This is a genomic window from Pseudobdellovibrionaceae bacterium (assembly GCA_023898385.1).
Taxonomy (GTDB): Bacteria; Bdellovibrionota; Bdellovibrionia; order Bdellovibrionales; family UBA1609.
On sequence record CP060220.1, the window covers coordinates 415,048 to 432,276 of the forward strand.

General features: G+C 47.7%; 18 protein-coding genes and 1 tRNA gene. 4 read left to right on the forward strand and 15 right to left on the reverse strand.

The window, feature by feature from the left end:
* Positions 1–131: 131 nt before the first annotated feature.
* Positions 132–208, reverse strand: a tRNA-Pro gene (locus H6626_01725).
* A gap of 624 nt (positions 209–832) precedes the next feature.
* On the opposite strand from H6626_01725, the gene H6626_01730 reads away from it, so the two are divergent.
* A complete protein-coding gene (locus H6626_01730; GenBank protein USN47837.1) occupies positions 833–2,041 on the forward strand; it encodes a DUF1343 domain-containing protein in 1,209 nt (402 codons plus the stop codon).
* A 208-nt stretch (positions 2,042–2,249) separates the two neighbouring features.
* On the opposite strand, the gene H6626_01735 is transcribed toward H6626_01730, so the two are convergent.
* The 12 genes from H6626_01735 to fumC all read right to left on the reverse strand — a co-directional run bounded on the left by H6626_01735 (position 2,250) and on the right by fumC (position 13,730).
* Positions 2,250–3,464: a HAMP domain-containing histidine kinase gene (locus H6626_01735; GenBank protein ID USN47838.1), complete on the reverse strand. Its 1,215-nt coding sequence runs from the start codon at positions 3,462–3,464 to the stop codon at positions 2,250–2,252.
* The gene (locus H6626_01740) at positions 3,461–4,351 is read right to left on the reverse strand and encodes an HDOD domain-containing protein (protein ID USN47839.1); all 891 of its coding nucleotides are present in this window, start codon (positions 4,349–4,351) and stop codon (positions 3,461–3,463) included. The genes H6626_01735 and H6626_01740 overlap by 4 nt, the downstream gene beginning before the upstream one ends.
* Before the next feature lie 9 nt (positions 4,352–4,360).
* Complete coding sequence (locus H6626_01745) at positions 4,361–4,816, reverse strand: response regulator (GenBank protein USN47840.1); 456 nt, start codon at positions 4,814–4,816, stop codon at positions 4,361–4,363.
* 53 nt (positions 4,817–4,869) lie between these two features.
* Positions 4,870–5,367 carry a 5-(carboxyamino)imidazole ribonucleotide mutase gene (purE, locus tag H6626_01750; protein ID USN47841.1) on the reverse strand — a complete coding sequence of 166 codons (498 nt, stop codon included), beginning with the start codon at positions 5,365–5,367 and terminating at the stop codon, positions 4,870–4,872.
* Complete coding sequence (locus H6626_01755; GenBank protein USN47842.1) at positions 5,364–6,488, reverse strand: 5-(carboxyamino)imidazole ribonucleotide synthase; 1,125 nt, start codon at positions 6,486–6,488, stop codon at positions 5,364–5,366. Before H6626_01755 ends, purE begins: the two co-directional genes overlap by 4 nt.
* On the reverse strand, positions 6,485–6,739 hold the full coding sequence (grxC, locus tag H6626_01760; protein USN47843.1) for a glutaredoxin 3: 255 nt from the start codon (positions 6,737–6,739) through the stop codon (positions 6,485–6,487). Before grxC ends, H6626_01755 begins: the two co-directional genes overlap by 4 nt.
* A 17-nt stretch (positions 6,740–6,756) precedes the next feature.
* Positions 6,757–8,595: an APC family permease gene (locus H6626_01765; GenBank protein ID USN47844.1), complete on the reverse strand. Its 1,839-nt coding sequence runs from the start codon at positions 8,593–8,595 to the stop codon at positions 6,757–6,759.
* A 556-nt stretch (positions 8,596–9,151) separates the two neighbouring features.
* Positions 9,152–10,231: a tRNA-dihydrouridine synthase gene (locus H6626_01770; protein USN47845.1), complete on the reverse strand. Its 1,080-nt coding sequence runs from the start codon at positions 10,229–10,231 to the stop codon at positions 9,152–9,154.
* 1 nt (position 10,232) lies between these two features.
* Positions 10,233–10,697 carry an EVE domain-containing protein gene (locus H6626_01775; GenBank protein USN47846.1) on the reverse strand — a complete coding sequence of 155 codons (465 nt, stop codon included), beginning with the start codon at positions 10,695–10,697 and terminating at the stop codon, positions 10,233–10,235.
* 228 nt (positions 10,698–10,925) lie between these two features.
* Entirely contained in the window at positions 10,926–11,798 is an 873-nt protein-coding gene (locus H6626_01780) for a hypothetical protein (GenBank protein ID USN47847.1), read from the reverse strand.
* Entirely contained in the window at positions 11,786–12,295 is a 510-nt protein-coding gene (locus H6626_01785) for a TIGR00730 family Rossman fold protein (protein USN47848.1), read from the reverse strand. Before H6626_01785 ends, H6626_01780 begins: the two co-directional genes overlap by 13 nt.
* A gap of 43 nt (positions 12,296–12,338) precedes the next feature.
* Positions 12,339–13,730 carry a class II fumarate hydratase gene (fumC, locus tag H6626_01790; protein ID USN47849.1) on the reverse strand — a complete coding sequence of 464 codons (1,392 nt, stop codon included), beginning with the start codon at positions 13,728–13,730 and terminating at the stop codon, positions 12,339–12,341.
* Between the two features lie 107 nt (positions 13,731–13,837).
* Here fumC and H6626_01795 point away from each other — a divergent pair, with 107 nt between their 5' ends.
* Together H6626_01795 and H6626_01800 are read left to right on the forward strand one after the other, a co-directional pair.
* On the forward strand, positions 13,838–14,266 hold the full coding sequence (locus tag H6626_01795; GenBank protein USN47850.1) for a hypothetical protein: 429 nt from the start codon (positions 13,838–13,840) through the stop codon (positions 14,264–14,266).
* A complete protein-coding gene (locus H6626_01800; GenBank protein USN48925.1) occupies positions 14,259–14,576 on the forward strand; it encodes a BolA/IbaG family iron-sulfur metabolism protein in 318 nt (105 codons plus the stop codon). The genes H6626_01795 and H6626_01800 overlap by 8 nt, the downstream gene beginning before the upstream one ends.
* Here the strand turns inward: H6626_01800 and H6626_01805 are convergent, their stop codons facing one another.
* Positions 14,577–14,756 (reverse strand): hypothetical protein, encoded by a 180-nt coding sequence (locus H6626_01805; GenBank protein USN47851.1) that lies wholly within the window; start codon positions 14,754–14,756, stop codon positions 14,577–14,579. It abuts the gene before it with no gap.
* A 92-nt stretch (positions 14,757–14,848) separates the two neighbouring features.
* Here H6626_01805 and ettA point away from each other — a divergent pair, with 92 nt between their 5' ends.
* Positions 14,849–16,525: an energy-dependent translational throttle protein EttA gene (gene ettA, locus H6626_01810; GenBank protein USN47852.1), complete on the forward strand. Its 1,677-nt coding sequence runs from the start codon at positions 14,849–14,851 to the stop codon at positions 16,523–16,525.
* Here the strand turns inward: ettA and H6626_01815 are convergent.
* Positions 16,494–17,105: a hypothetical protein gene (locus tag H6626_01815; GenBank protein ID USN47853.1), complete on the reverse strand. Its 612-nt coding sequence runs from the start codon at positions 17,103–17,105 to the stop codon at positions 16,494–16,496. The two genes, ettA and H6626_01815, sit on opposite strands and share 32 nt — an antisense overlap.
* Positions 17,106–17,229: the final 124 nt, after the last annotated feature.

Sequence of the window (17,229 nt, forward strand, 5' to 3'; positions counted from 1 at the left end):
TTTTTGGGGTTACCAACAGTTAAGTGAGAAGAGCCGGTTGAACCTGGCGAAAATCCGTTTGGACCAAAGGTGTTACCCATGTGATCGGAACAATCTGTAACCTATGTGACCAGACTGTACCCTGGCCATAGTGGTCGGGGTGACTGGATTCGAACCAGCGACCTTTTGCTCCCGAAGCAAACGCGCTACCAGGCTGCGCTACACCCCGCTTGATTTGAGGGGTTGTTATTACTTAAGATTTTTTCTGTGTAAAGCTTAAAAGGCCGTTGGGCTCCAGGCATCACGACCCGCGGCCAGTGGGGTTATAGCGAGCTTATTGGGCCATCCCGACAAAATGAGCGCCAAAGCCGGCTTGAGCCTCATTGAGACTCAAGGCTCGGCTAAGTGCGCCAATGCGGCGGGCATCCCCCTCCCCCAGTGTAACTAGTCCCCCAACTAGAATGGTCAAGCCTCGGTTGACAGGTTTTAATCGTCTGCGCGACGAACTGTTTTTCAGAGGCTAAACCAAAACTTTCAAAAACAACCAAAAATAAATCCAGGCAGGCGTGGGGCAATGATTTTAGAGAAGCCAAAACCAACTCCCGGTGTTTTTCTAAGTCTGACTTACTTCTTTTTAGTAAATTCATGTTTCCCCCGCTTATCCTGGGTTGAATAAAAACATATTGGCCGCATAAAGAGGAGAAATATGTTTTTGTACCCCAAATAAGCGCTCATTATACAGCTGCGGCTAAGCCCGTGGGGTTGCCAATATCTGGTTGAGGAGGGGCCTCATTCATGGCATCATTTTTTTTTGACGTCGAGGCAGAATTCATAAGATTTTTTAGGGGGATGCGTGTTTGCTTTGGGAATTGAACGATTACTCAGCGATAGCAACATAAAGGCAAAATTGCACGGGCGGCGAGTGGCTCTTTTGGGGCATCCGGCTTCAGTGAATCAAGAGCTGGAGCACTCATTGGACCTCTTGATGCGCGAAGAAGATTTGAAAATCACCGCGGCCTTCGGCCCCCAGCATGGCATGCGTGGCGAGAAACAAGATAATATGATTGAAAGCTCTGATTATCATGACCCCAAGTACGGCATTCCCGTGTTTAGTCTGTACGGAGACTACCGGCGACCAACGCCTGAGATGCTTGAGTCTTTTGATGTGATTTTAATAGACCTGCAAGATGTGGGATGCCGAATCTATACTTTTCTCACCACGCTTTTTTATGTCATGGATGAATGTGCCACTGCCGGGAAATCCGTTTGGGTGTTGGATCGACCAAATCCTGCGGGTCGGCCGGTTGAGGGATTAATTTTAAAAAACGAATATCAAAGTTTCGTTGGTGCCGCAGCTGTACCTATGCGGCATGGGTTGACCCTGGGTGAGGCGGCTTATTGGTACAAAGCTCATAAAAAATTGGATGTGGATTTAGAAGTTGTGAGTATGAACGATTATGACCCCAAAGATCGCGGTGGCATGGGGTGGGTGCCGGGGGTGCTTTCTTGGGTGAACCCCAGTCCCAATCTCCCAAGGCTTTCAGGTGTGCAGATGTATGCTGGCACTGTTATGATTGAGGGGACAACTCTCTCAGAGGGGCGGGGAACCACCATCCCGCTTGAGCTCATCGGCGCCCCTGATATTGACGGCGAAAAAGTTGTTGAGGAAATGTTTCGGCTCTGTCCGGATTGGCTTTGGGCCTGTCGGTTGCGACCGTGTTTTTTTGAACCCACATTTCAAAAGCACAGTCATAAGCTGTGTTCAGGTCTGCAAATTCATATTGATCAAGATATTTATGAACACAATGATTTTAAGCCCTTTCGATTGGTGTCGTTGGCGTTTAAGTCCATTCGACAGATCTACCCCGAATACAATATTTGGCGATCTCCGCCCTATGAGTACGAAAAAACTCTGCTGCCCATAGATATCCTGAGTGGAAGTGATGAGTTAAGACGATGGGTTGACCAGGAAGACTCAACGATGGATGCATGGGAGCAGCGACTATCCGTTGATGAAGCAAAGTGGGCTGAAGAAAGAAAACCTCATCTGATCTATGGCTAGTTAAATTTAGGGATGCCAAGGCGCCATGTTCGCCAGAGCGCACTTTGGGCTCGTGTGAGTGTGTCTACATTTAGAATCGCTAGGTGACCTATTGTTACCTAATTGTTTTGTCGACCGAGTCGCCGCCATTGAGGGCGACTCGTTAATCGATTATTAATTAAGTACTGTTACTCTGAGAGATGCTATCTGATCCTCGGCCAACTAATACCTATGCGGCCAGATCACCATTGATATCAGGGCGATCCCGGTAGCAGTCTTCGGCCAAAACTTTTGTTTTTGGAACTTCTATCCAAAAAGTAGAGCCCACACCGGGTTCGCTTTCTAGTGAGATGGTGCCACCCATGCCCTCAATCAGGCGCTTGCTAATGGGCATTCCTAACCCAGTGCCTTTACTGTGCAGCGCCACTTTGCCGAGAGTTTCAAACTCGTTAAACACCTTGGCCTGTTGGTCTTTGGGGATCCCCTTACCAGTGTCTTTTACGTAAACGGTGACCTTTTCTTCATTTTCATCAATCCAAATATTTACGGAGCCACCTTCGTTGTTGTATTTGATCGCATTGTTGATGATGTTAGATAAAACTTGTTTAATACGCACATCGTCGTAGTAGCAAGCAACGGGCGCCTTTGGAGCTTCAAAATGAAGCGTAATTTTTGAATGCTCAGCCATCCCCTCAAGGGTTTCAACCTGGCCGGCGACAAGTTGTGCAATATCTTGTTCGCTCACGAAAAAGTCCATTCGCCCAGCCTGGATTTTTGCAAAATCAAGGATGTCATTGATGAGCTCAAGCATGTGCTGGCCTTGCTGGTAAATCATTTCAACGAATTCATCTTGTTCTTCTTGGGTGTCGTAAAACTTCATGTGTAGAACTTCAGCTGTCGCCACAATGGCCGACATTGGTGTGCGCAGCTCGTGAGTTGTCAGTGCAATAAAGCGGTTTTTTGCGACGTCTAGCTCTAAGAGTTGTTTATTCTGGGTCAGAAGTTCTTCATACGCTGATTTGATCTCTTGTTGTTTTGCCAAAAGATCACGTTGCAGTTTCTTTTGAATGGTCGTGTCTTGAAACATCAAAAGCAAAACAGGGGAGCTGTTCAGGGTGGCTTTTTTAACTCCGACGCTGGCAATAAAATTTTGCCCCGTGGACTTTTTGACAACCACATCTTGAAATAGACCTTCCATTTCGAGTATTTGTTTGTCTAAGAGATGCAGCCGGTGCTCGCCTTGCGAAACTGCAGGCTCGGGAAAAAAATCAGAAATCTTCATTTGATCAAGAGATTTACTCATCGGCGGCTCGAGGAGATGGTCTGCCAAACGATTGAAATAGATGATTTCAAGGCTAGACTCATTCACGGCCAAAATCCCCATGATGGCTTCACTAGCAATCAGTTGATAAATTTCTAAATTATCATTGTTGTGTGGACTCATAGATCGCTCCCAATGAGTTTAATGAAGTCCGCGGCTCTTTCAAGGTCCCCTTTGATTTTAATAAGGAGGGCTTTGAAATCTTTCTGTGGATCAATCTGCATGCGTTCCATCAATGTTTTTGGAGCGCCGAGGACAGTACTGTGACCGCTGTTGCCAAATTTAAGGGCATGTATCAGAAGGTTAGCGAGAAATACAATATCTACGGCACGATTAAGATCATCAGTGATACCGCCACGTTTTCTGGGATCATTTTCGTGGTGAAAGCGCACAACAGCTTGAAATTGCCGAGGCAAAAGCCAACGTTCGGCCATGGCTAGACCCAGTTCCACGTGTCTTGGGGCGTCCATGGCCTCTTCGGCATCATGAAAGCTGACTTTATTTTGCACAGCATGGTTGGAAATATCAGCAATAAGCTGGGGCTCGCCAGCAATAATGGCTACTTTTCCCATGTCGTGCACAAGACCACATGTAAATAAATCAGCAGGAGTTGGATGGCCCGTATACTTTGCGATGGTTTCAGCGGCAATACCTACTCCGATGGAGTGTTTCCAGAATTGATTCAAATCAAACTCGTTAGGTTCTTCAACGTCAAGAGCATTAATAATTGAAGCTGAAAGGACCAGCTGATTGACGGCATCAAAGCCAATGTAGGCAATGGCTCGTGACAAGTTACTAACGCCTCCGGGAATGGCGTAGTAGGCAGAGTTGGCCAGTTTTAAAACCTTTGCCGTCATCGATACATCATTGGCCATAATGCGCTCCACTTCTTTTGTGGAAGCCATCGGGTCATTGATGACTCGACTGAGCTCGTAGACGATCGCGGGGAGAGTGGGGATTTCTTCGAGCTTCTTTAATATCCTATTATGCAATTCTTTTGCGGCGGACATACAATCAGATTAGCTAGCCATTTTCGGAAAGCGTTTGTCTGGGAATAATTCTTGAAGTTTCGCCGTGATTCTTTGAAATGTCAGTGGTTTTAAAATGTAACCATTCACATTTAAAGACTTGGCCTTCATGATATATTCTTTATCCGAAACCGCCGTGGCCAAAAAGAAGGGGATACTTTTGTATTTGTCATTCCCTCGGGTGTACTCTAAAAGCTGTAGCCCATCTTCGTTTGGCATCATGATGTCTGAGATAATAACCACGAGGTTGTCTACCTCGCCGGCTTCTAGTTTTTCACGAGCCACTTTACCATCTTCACATGCGACAACATTGTAGCCCAATTTTGTGAGCAGATGAGTTAGAATTTTGCGGTTAGGCAAAGAGTCTTCTGCAATCAAGATGGTGTCTTGGTTCTCGGTGCCTTCAGCCGGTTTGATTTCTTCGACTTTGTTATTTTGATCAGACATATTTTTCTCCCCAATAAATCTAAATTATTTATCGGACGGGATATGTCTGAGTTTTAATTTTTTTTATGTTGTTTCAATCTTAAGTTGGCTTTTCGCACTTTGGTCTGCTGGCCTTTAGTGAAGTCATCTAGCTGGCGACGCAAGCGGGCGCTTTTCAGTGCCAGTATTCGAACAGCCAAAAGGCCAGCGTTTTTTGAATTGTCCACAGCCATAGTGGCCACGGGCACCCCTCGGGGCATCTGTAATATAGACAAAAGTGAATCCAAACCTTCAAGTTTACCCACCATGACGGGCACGCCGATCACGGGCAAAGAGGTGAGAGAGGCCACCATGCCGGGCAAGTGAGCCGCACCACCCGCTCCAGCAATGATCACTTGCAACCCTCGACCTTCAGCCTGACTGGCGTAGGTTTGCATCATTTTCGGTGTGCGGTGAGCAGAAACAATTTTTACCTCATAAGGCACTTTAAACTCTTCAAGTGTTTCAATGGCGCCGTTCATGACTTTTAGGTCTGAATCGCTTCCCATTATAATGGCCACAGTGGGCTTCATAACTTAAACTCCTTGGCTAGTTTGAGAGCCTTTTTAAGGGCCGCATTTGCCGTATTTTCTACCACATTCACATGTCCCATTTTTCGCCCTGGGCGATTTTGAGTTTTACCGTACCAGTGGACAAAGCCGTTGTTCAGCCCATGCCACACCGGTGCCTTTTCGGATGTCCCTAAAAGGTTGACCATGGCAAATCCACCGGTTTTTGGTTTTGGCGACTTCAAAGTCGCATTTAAGATGCCTTTTAGGTGGGCCGTAAATTGATCTTCATCCAAAGCGTCTTGAGAATAATGAGCGGAGTTGTGAACACGCGGAGCTAGCTCATTCACCAAAAGGCGAGAACCTGTATCAAACAACTCAATGGTTAGGACACCTTGATAGTTGAGGCCATGAAGCATCTTTTTCGCTGGCCCCAAAAGGGTTTTCAACCTTGAATTCTTCACCGGTCCCTTCACCCAAAAACATCGGGCGTTCACCTGCAGGCTTTCAACCAGAGGAAACACACTGACTTCTCCAGATTTATTTCGAGCTAAAGAAATCGCCAATTCTCGTTTAAAGGGCACAAAAGCCTCGGCCACGTATCCATAGGGGCATTTATCAATGGCTGCAGAGTATATCTGAATGTCTTCGGGTCTTTTAATAATGATGGTCCCATAACCGTCATATCCAAAACGCCTCTGCTTTAGTACCATTCCAGTAGTAAATTGCGGCCACGCTTGAGCGGCCTCTTCACTGCTAGAAACCACCGTGAACGAAGAAGTGGGCAGACCGTATTTTACAAGAGTGAGTTTTTGAGTGTGGCGATCCTGCAAGGCCCCCATGATTTTGGGTAGCGGCTGCACGGGAGTGGAAGTGTTTCTGCTTGCATCACTCACCTTATCAGCATCCAAAAATTCACTCTCAAAAGTAACGTTGTCCACATGTTTAAAGAATTCGGTGAGGGATTTACTGTCATTGGGGTCGCCCTTGTGCCAATGCCTGGTCACTTGTGCCGCTGGGTCTGTGGGATCTTTTGAGAGGACGTGCATTTCCACACCCAGTTTGTGACCGGATAAGATCATCATTCGAGCCAACTGGCCTCCACCCAAAATCCCCACTTTAATGGAAGTGAAATGCTTTTTCATGCCTTAAGTTTTTTGTCCAACTCGCCCGTTCGGTCGATGGCAGCCAAATCAGTGTAGCCACCAATAAACTCGTCATTTATAAAAATTTGCGGAATTGTACGCATCCCTGTTTGGGTCATAATGCGTTGTCGTTCGCCAGGATGTTGATCCACATTAACCTCTTTGTACTTAACACCCTTTTGTTCTAATAAACGCTTGGCTCGTACACAAAATGGGCACCAGTCTGCGGAGTATATAACTACATTAGCCATTGAGAGTTCCTTTTAAATCATTCAATATGAATCACTTCAATTTCAAGTTCCTCACTGATGTGTTCTCCGAGCGTGCGACTGGCTTCAGGGTCTCGGCCAGAACCAAAAAGCAAAGTTTGAAAGTCATAGGTTTTTTTCAGTGTCTGTAACCCTTCAGCCAAACTTCCCGGCAGAATTTTTACAGTCAATATAACATCATTTTTTGCGTAGATCGGAGCAATCTGTTGAGAGACTACACGTTGTAACAATTCAAAGAAAAACCCTTCAGGGTCTTTTCCGTCTTCTGCATGAAAGATAACCAGTTCAAATGGATCATGCCGCTCACTAAGAATTCGCTTCAGTGCCGTTGTAATTAGGCGGCGGGCCCCGGTACCACCAGTACACAAAATGTAGCGGGGCAAATCTTCAGGCAATGCTTCGGTCGCTGTGGAATAGCGGCCCAAGCCCAGCCGTAGGTCTGTTCGAGTTTCAAGCCGGTTTTCCAGCACACCCCATCGGTAGTAGGCCATGACGAGCAATGTGACCGCAAAAAGAGTTTCAAGCATTAAGATGGCACTCTCGTCGGCATGCACCATCAGTGTGAGTGTGGCAAATCCTAAAACCACTCCAGATATTAGCGGCACAACCGGGATGGAGAGGTTTTTTGATGAAAGCATCCAATGACTTAAATATTTGGTGGGTACGTTTCTACGAAAAGAGCGGTTGCGCATGAGCACCACACCCAAACAAAAACTCACCATCACGCCTAAAAAGGCCATCTCATAGACTTTAGCAACGATCTCCACTTCACCTGCTACAAGACCCGACATGGTCATCGCCACCAACGCAAAGGGCAGTGCAATCAGTGGGTAACCCTGAATGGTTGGGTGCTTGTGAGCCACACGAGTCAGCAGCACTTCAGGAAGGTTTCCCTGTTTGGCCATGGTTGTGGCCAGTCCAATAAAACCCACAAAGGCCGTATTCACGGCGGCAAATAGAGTCAATGTGGCATCCACAACGATGATAGTTAACAAAATGCGTCCGCCCAGTTTATCGGCCAAGCTTGATAGCAAGGAGTTTAAATTGGTATCCACTTCTTGCCGCGTGAGAATGGCCAAACATAAAAACGAGATCACTGGTGCCGTGACAGACACTAATACGATGACGGTGCGATAGAGACGTCTTACCGTTAACAGTGTGGGTTGTTCTAATTCTTCAACAATTTGGGCCGCCGATTCAAACCCCGTGATACCCAAAAAGGCAGCCGCAAATCCGTACATGAGCATACCAAATGTGAGTGATTCATTTTTAGGCGTGAAGTCACTCATTTTTGTCCAGTCAATGCTGTCGATGTTGAACCCAATGTAGATCAATCCCCAGATGCCCATGATAATCAGGAGCAAAAAGTGCAATCCGGCAATGACAGTTACAAGTTTTGCAGGCTCTTTGATGCCGCGGGTGTTGAGAAGGCCAAATAAAATAATTGGAAAAAACGAAATAAGTACGACGGTCCCCCCGCCTAACCCATTGTCAAAGAGGGAGTTCAAATAGAACCCTCCAGAGAGAGCGCTCACGGCCGCCGTGGCCAAATAAGAAACGAAAGTTAAAGATCCCGCCACAACAGCAAAGCGTCGTCCCACCGTACGAAGGATCATAGAGTAGGCGCCCCCGTTGTACGGGCTCAAAGCTAAGCCTTCTTCGTAGGTTTTCTTAAAGAGCCACATCATTAAACAAGCGGTCAGCACAAAAACCGGTGCCAGGTAACCCACTTTCGGAAATAAAATTCCCGTTCCGTAAAAAACCGAAGTGCCGATGTCGGCGCCCACAACACCGGCGGCGATCACCCAATGCAGGCCCGTTTTTGATTTCTGATCCAAGGTGTCACTCCTTCTTGGCAAAACATTATTTATTTCATAAGACTTGCCGTTATGCAACGCTGTCCACTGTGTCAAAGCACATCAAATTCTTGGTTTTTCGGGTACGAGCGCAAGGAATTTGGCCAACTTTTTCAAAGAGATTACTATCTTTGCAGCCATTGCGAGTTGGTGTTTTTGAACCCCAATCAACGGTTGCAGCCGGACCAAGAAAAATCGCGCTATACCACCCACCAAAACAATGTGCTTGACCCGGGATATCGCCAATTTCTTAGGCAACTTTGGGATCCGCTGAAAAGGCAGATTCAACCCGGGGCCTGTGGCCTCGATTATGGATGTGGTCCCACAAAAGCGCTGGCCGGGTTGGCAGCAGGAGAGCCCTACACCATTGAAAGTTATGATCCTTATTTTTGTAACAACAAAGAGGCTCTTTTAAAACTCTATGATTTTGTTTTTTGCAGTGAGGTGGTGGAGCACTTATATCACCCCGGTGAGACATTAAAGCAAATATTCTCTCTTTGTGCGCCCGGCGGTGTTGTGGGTGTAATGACGTCTATGCTTATGGATTTAGAAAGGTTTCCCCGGTGGCACTATCACCATGATGCCACCCATGTGGTTTTCTATCAGCCGACAACCATGCGGTGGATTGCCGAACATTTTCAGTGTTCCCTGTCGCTTGAGTCTGAGAAGGTGGCTCTATTTCATGTCTAAACTGGTCCAGTGTTTGAGCGGTACGGGCTTGTTCAAATAAAATTTGTGCTTCTTTGTATTGTCGTCCTAGTAGTTTCAACCATTGTTTTCCACGATTTAAAGCATAGCGGTCACCAAGGTAGTCTTGGCTGAGTTGAATGAATGGCAAAAAGAGTTGGTTCAGTACCTCGCTCCACGTCTGGCTGCAGTAATCATCGGATTTTCCTGCCACCCAAGCTTTAATTTGATGAGCTAGATCCGGGCAGGCGATGGCGGGTCGGCCAAGGGCAATGTTCTCGCACCCCGAAATCTCGCGACACTTTTGGTAATCCGATACCGACCAAATATCGCCATTGGCAATCACTGGAATAGTGACGGCCTCACGCATAGATCCGATATATTCCCAGTGGGCTGGCGGTTTGTAGCCCTCTACTTTTGTTCGAGCGTGTACCGTTAGATGAAAAGCCCCTCCTGCTTGAGCGGCTTGCGCAATGTCTTTGACAAAATCTTTGTGATCAAACCCAAGTCGGACTTTTGCTGTGACCGGAATGTGAGCGGGCACGGCTTTGCGAACAATACTCACCACAGAAAAAAGACGCTCCGGCGACCTCAGCAAAGTGGCGCCACCATCGTGACGATTGACTGTTTTAGCGGGACATCCAAAATTCAAATCGATCCCTGGGGCGCCCAAATCCACAGCTGTCATCGCACTGGTAGCGAGGTTTTCTAAATCACTTCCGAGGAGTTGCACAAAAACGGGAATGCCCTCAAGGGTGTGCCCCCCGGTTCTAAGTTCGGGGCAGTATTTTAAAAAAACCGAAGCCGGTACAGGGTTTTGGCTGACTCTCACAAACTCGGTAACAAACTGGTCGTAACCACCGAGCTTTGAGTAAATACAGCGTGTGGCATAGTCGACCACACCCTCCATGGGCGCTAAAAACACCTTCATATTAGAGGCCACCTAATTTTTTTATAGTTTCAAAGTGTTGTGGTTCAACCGGTTGAATCGACAGCCGCTGGCCTCTTTGAACTACCAACATGTCATTGAGTTCGGCGTGGTCTTTGATGTCTTCAAGGGCCACCATCTGCGGAAATTTGGATTTGAATTTCACCTTCACACAATACCAGATGGGTTTTTCTTTAGATGCTTTTTCGGCAAAGTATTCAGATTTTTTGTCGTATTGTGTGGGGTCGGGAGTGGCGGGTTCGCTGACCTCGGCAAGACCTACCACGCCAGGTGGGGTGGCGTTGGAATGGTAAAACAAAACCTCGTCGCCCACTTTCATGTCTTTCATCATAAAATTGCGAGCTTGATAATTGCGAACCCCGTCCCAAAGCGAAGTTTTTTGTTTTTTCAAATCATCAATAGAGAAAACATCGGGTTCAGATTTCATTAACCAATATTGTTTGGCCATAGAGGGGTCCTTTCAAAATCAAATCGAGATAAGAAAATAGGTCGGGCTATCGGTTTTGAGAACTGAGACCTCGGGGGGCGGGCCCCCGTCGGCGAGCTGGCGCTGCGGTTCGCATTGCGTCTTCGGATTGCATCACTGCGTGCTGCAACCCGGATACGCAATGTCGCGCCTGCGAGCTCGCCAACAGGGGCCCGCCCCCCGAGGTCTCAGTTCTCAAAACCGATAGCATTATTTTCGGGGGAGGTAAACGCTCAGCTCTGCATCCAGGGGCTGGTTGCGGATTTCTTGTGAATCCAGAAAGAAAGGGCCTTCGTTGTTTTCTATTCGACGCTGAAAAGCTTTCAGGCTGTCGTCGTTTTTGGGGTCCACCTGAAAGCCGGCTGGCTTGTAGTGGGTGATAAATTCACGGGATTGGTTTTTGCTAAAAAATAAAGCCCAATACAGTGGGTCAACCTGCAACCGGTAGGTCAGGGTTCTGGCATAAGAATGAACGGGCGTGTAGGCGGTTAACACTTCAAAGGCCCCATAGTGGGAGTGCAGCCGGATGGCGGGGCTTTGCCACTGGGTCATGCCACAACAAATGCCAATATTTGCATACCAGAGTCCAAAGGCTTTGGTGAGAAAACCCAAGCCATAAAGGCGATCGTCTTTTTCAACAAGGGCATTGATTGACGAGAGATTGTGGGCCACCCATTCTCCCTGGGCTCGAGCCGGGATAATTATAAACAATGATATGGGGATCCATTCGAGCGAAGGGTCCGGAGCCAGCGCTTTGGCGTGGGACGCTTTTAGATGGTCACGGTGGCAGGCAAAGCCGGCCACAAAACCGGGCATAATTCCACAATCGTAAAATACCCATCGGGGCATGGCCATGCCGCTCTTATCAAAGGCCCCTGATTCTAGGCGCATAATCTGGTCGGCAAAAGTGACTTGATCCATGTGAAGAGGGTTAAAATAAATGGGAGGAAAGGGAAACCAATCCGAGTCAAATCGGCTGCCCGGATCGACCGTGCGATTTTCTTCTCGCACAAAAATATAGGGCCGAATTTTTTCTCCGTCGAGCCAGTCCAGTGAGAAGTGAGGGTTTTCTACAGTTGCCATTTGTCTAAATAGTCTACCACTTTCGCACTATCATCCAAGACTTGAAATAGTTGGTCGAGGGGTTGATTGATCATGTTTTGTGCGGTGAGTTCTTCAAAGTAATCTAGAAGGGGTCGCCAAAAGTCCAGGAAGTTTAAAAAAATCACAGGATGGTTGATTTCATTCAATTGCTTAAGGGCCATAGCTTCAAACACTTCATCCATGGTGCCGATGCCGCCAGGAAAAGCCACAATCACATCGGCTCGGGCGATCATTTCGCGTTTTCTATCCATGAGGTTATTCACAATAATTTTTTCTGTAAGACCGGCGTGGGCCATTCCCGGTCGGGAGTCAAGGTATTCGGGGATGACGCCAGTGACGCGACCACCGTATTCGAGAGTTTTATCCGCCAGGTGCCCCATCAACCCCAGTTTAGAACCACCGTAAACCAGTTCATGTTGGCCTCGGGCCAGGCTCTCAGCCAGGCGCTCGGCCTCAGAAAAGTACATGGGAGCCAATGTTTGGCTCGAACTTAAAAAAACCAATACGCGCGCGATGGCTTCACCCCTTGTTAGGGCCAGTCATAAGTTCTGGCCGGACAATCTGGTCAAACCGCTCAGCTGTGAGGAGTCCCAAGTTCACGGCTTCTTCTTTAAGGGTGGTGCCATTTGTATAGGCGGCCTTAGCGATTTTTGCGGCATTGTCGTACCCAATTTCGCTATTAAGTGCCGTGACCAGCATCAAAGAGTTTTGCAGGTGTTCTTTAATGCGGGGTTTGTTGGCCTCAATACCCACCACACAGTGGTCGGTAAACGAACTGCATGCATCCGCAAGCAGCCGAATGGAGTTAAGCACATTAAACACAATCATAGGCTTAAAAACATTTAACTGGTAGTGCCCCGTGGCGCCACCGATGGTGACGGCCACATCGTTGCCCATCACTTGGGCGCACACCATAGTCATGGCTTCACTTTGTGTGGGGTTCACTTTTCCGGGCATAATAGAACTGCCGGGCTCATTGGCCGGCAATATGAGTTCGCCAATACCACAGCGGGGGCCACTGCCCAACATTCTGATGTCGTTGGCAATTTTCATAAGACTGGTGGCCACTGTTTTTAATGCGCCACTGGCTTCAACCATGGCATCATGGGCGGCCAAAGCTTCAAATTTGTTCTCCGCACTGACAAAGGGTAGCTTAGTTTCGGTAGCAATTTGGGCTGCGGCTTTTTCCGCAAATTCAGGATGTGTGTTTAGGCCTGTTCCAACGGCGGTTCCGCCAAGGGCCAATTGATAAAGATGGGGGAGAGTGTTTTTAATGCGGACAAGTCCATGCTCTAATTGAGTAACAAACCCTGAAAACTCCTGACCCAATGTCAAAGGGGTCGCATCCATGAGGTGAGTGCGTCCAATTTTTACGATATCAGAGAATTCTGAAGATTTTTTGGCAAGCGCCTCTTTCAGTCGGCTTAATTGTGGTAACAGTTGGTGGTGAATTTGCTCGACCACAGCAATGTGCATGGCCGTTGGAAAAGTGTCGTTCGATGATTGAGCTTTATTGACGTCATCATTGGGGTGAATGCTCTTGTCTCCCAAATGGCCGCCGTTAATTTCGATGGCTCGATTGGCGATGACCTCATTGGTGTTCATATTTGTTTGGGTGCCACTTCCGGTTTGCCAGACCACTAACGGAAAGTGGACATCCAGTTCACCTTGGATCACTTCATCGGCGGCTTTGACTATGGCTTGGCCTTTATCTTCGGCAAGCAAACCCAGTTTTATATTTGTTAGAGCGGCGGCTTTTTTTAAGATACCCAGTGCGCGAATCATTTCTCTGGGAAAACGGTCTCCACCAATTTTAAAGTTTTGTAAGGAGCGTTGGGTTTGGGCGCCCCAATAGCGGTCGGCAGGTACTTTCAGTTCTCCCATGCTGTCTCGTTCAGTGCGAAATTCCACAGATTCCTCCCATGCTGCTTACGGGACCATTTGGTTGCGCTGCTCCAATTGACCCCTCGTGAATGCTTTTGCTAGTCAAACAGGACTGTAGCTCGTAGTATAAAGTCATGTCAGCAGAAACCATACAAGTAGAAAAATTGCCAGCCGTTGCCACTAACATGTACTATGCCTGCAAGAAATGCGATGCAGACCGTTACCATAAGGTCATTGCTCACGTGGATAGCGAGCGCGCCAAGATAGAATGCGAAGTGTGTGGCAGCGTTAAGACCTATCGAGTCAAAAAAACAAAAGCGGGCGTGAAAAAAACCACCACCCGTCGGCGAAAGTCGAAGACACCAGCCGACATATGGGCGGAGCTGAAAGAGACCGTAGATGTGGCAAGCCCGATGACTTACGATATGAAACAACGCTTTGAGGCGAATTCGGCCATTGAGCACCCGAAATTTGGTTTAGGTGTAGTTACTGAAGTGCAAGCGTTGAAAATTCATGTCACCTTTGAAGACGGTGACCGGTACCTTGTTCACAACCGTGGTTAAAGACACCATCTTAGAAAAGATCAAAAATCAGCTGCATCCCACCCATATCGAGGTGGTCAATGAAAGTTACAAACACAAAGGGCCTCCCAACGCCGAATCCCACTTTCATGTGGTTGTGGTGTCAAACCATTGGGAGCAGGTCTCAAGAATCGGCCGCAGCCGGCAGATCCACGAAATCCTAAGAGAAGAGCTCGCCGGTCCGGTGCATGCTCTAAGTCTCAGGTTGTACACAGAAAATGAATGGAATGAGCGACAAAACGAGGCCGCCCCATCGCCCCAGTGCCGTGGGGGAGACGGCCGCCACCAATAATCAAGATAGAGTATCTAATTGTTTTTTGATTTGCTCTAAAGACGTTCGCATCTCTTCAAGGCGTTGTTGTTCGTCGGGCCGGTCTGAGAGAGATTTAAGTGACTTAAATTGATTTAAGGCCGCTTCCAGTTCGCTACAGGCGATTTTAAATTGTTTAGAGTGTTTTTTCTTCTCAGACATAAGGGCCTATTAAAAAGCGGAATATCACTTTTGACAACCTAAAACCAGCTGGGATAAGTGATATTGATGATCTAAAGAGGAGAAATAAGTCAGTGGCTGAAGAAATTATTTATACAATGAAGGGTGTGAGTAAGGTCTACCCTCCCAATCGCTACGTATTGAAAGATATATATCTGTCCTACTTTTATGGTGCAAAAATTGGCGTCCTTGGCTTGAACGGCTCAGGTAAGTCCAGCCTATTGAGAATCATGGCTGGTGTGGACGAGGATTTTTTGGGTGAGGCCTTTCCGGCCCGGGATTTCAAGGTCGGATACTTGGAGCAAGAGCCAAAGCTTGATCCCGCAAAAACGGTTAAAGAAAATATTATGGATGGCCTCGGTGAGCTCGCAGAAAGCCTCCGTGAATTTCATAAGATCAGCGAACTACTCTGTGATGAAAACATCACGCCAGAGGAAATGGAGAGGTTGATCGAGCGGCAAGGAATTGCACAAGAAAAAATTGAAGCCGCTGACGGCTGGGAAGTGGATCAAAAGCTAGAGCAGGCCATGGATGCTTTGCGCTGCCCTCCGGGTGAATGGTCGGTGGATAATCTTTCTGGAGGCGAAATTCGGCGCGTGGCACTGTGTAGGCTGCTTCTATCAAACCCCGATATTTTATTACTCGATGAACCCACGAACCATTTGGATGCAGAGTCGGTGGCTTGGCTTGAGCATTTCTTGCATGAGTTTCCGGGTACGGTCATTGCGGTCACTCACGATCGGTACTTTTTGGACAATGTGGCCGGATGGATTCTCGAATTGGATCGCGGCGAAGGGATTCCGTTTAAAGGGAATTATTCATCTTGGCTTGAACAAAAAGACAAGCGGCTTTCGCAAGAGCAACGAGCCGACAGCAAGCGCATTAAAACTTTAGAGCGCGAATTGGAGTGGGTGAGAATGAGCCCCAAAGGGCGGCAGGCCAAGTCGAAAGCTAGGCTTTCTTCCTATGAAAAGCTTTTGCAAGAGCCCGATGAAGCGCGAATGAAGGAGCTGCAAATTTACATTCCGCCAGGCCCTCGTCTTGGGGATGTAGTGGTCGAGGCGGATCAGATCGTCAAGGCCTACGGAGATAAGCTTCTTATTGATGAATTGTCGTTTTCTCTCCCGCGTGGGGGCATTGTGGGCGTGATTGGTCCCAACGGGGCCGGTAAATCCACCTTGTTTCGGATGATTGCCGGCCAAGAACAGCCCGATGCCGGTACATTTAAGGTGGGTGAAACCGTAAAGCTGGCCTATGTGGATCAAAAGCGGGCTCACATCGACAGTGACAAAACGGTGTGGGAGGCCTTGTCGGGTGGTGATGAAATTTTGACCATTGGCAATCGCGAAATCAATTCGCGGGCCTACTTGTCGCGGTTTAACTTTAACGGAAGTGATCAGCAAAAGCGGGTGAAGGATCTATCAGGTGGTGAGAAAAACCGTTTGTATATAGCGAAAATGCTTCTGCAAGAAGCCAACCTGTTACTTCTGGATGAGCCCACCAATGATCTTGATGTGAACACCATGCGGGCCCTTGAAGAGGCTTTGCTCGAGTTTGGTGGAAGTGCCGTGATCATCAGTCACGACCGGTGGTTTTTAGATCGTGTCTGTACCCACATTATGGCCTTTGAAGGGGATAGCCAGGTGACCTGGTACCCAGGTAACTATTCTGAATATGAAGCCGATTTAAAAGCGCGACTTGGGGTAGATACAATTATTCCTAAGCGGCTGAAGTACCGGCGCATGAACTAGAAGAGTGGTTGTTTTCCATGTCGGTGCTTGCGGCCGCAAGCACCGCGCCCTCTAAGATCTTGATGTCTCGTCTCATGTTAATAAAATCGATATGCCCCTTTAGCCCCTCTGGTCCAGAGAGGTCAGGGTGCAGTTTGCGGGCGAGATTTCTATAGACAGCTTTGATTGTTTTTAGCTGCAACGCATGAGAATGGTCCCAATGCGCCCCCCATTTTTCCAATCGTTGAAAGGCCAAGAGCTGCTCTCGAGACAGCTCCGAGATGGGCAAACCAAAAGGTTCTGCTTCTGCCTCAATGGATGCATTAATAGTTTCATTGGCGTGCCCCGTTTCTGGCTCTTCATGGGGCCCACGGGGCGGCTCCGTATTGTGTTCATGAATCTTCCATTGTGTGTAGGATTTCTGCGCATGGTTTCCGCCAAAGCTAGTGTGGTGGCGTTTTTGTCCAAGTGCCCAGAGCCAGCTGATTAAGGGGCTGTCAGTGAGAAGAGGGGCCTCACTCACGATTTTGTCACTGGTGAAAAGGGACGTTTTCTCCTCTAGTTTTTGCTTTAGAATTTCGTGAAAACTCATCTCTTTCATAGGTGAATACCTATCGGATAGGAGGGGGAAATCCTTGATTTAGTCACAGAGAAACTGGTCCTTCGAGTGGTTTCCGAGAGGGAAACCTCTCGAAAAAAAGCATTAGGTGTGCATTTTTATTTGG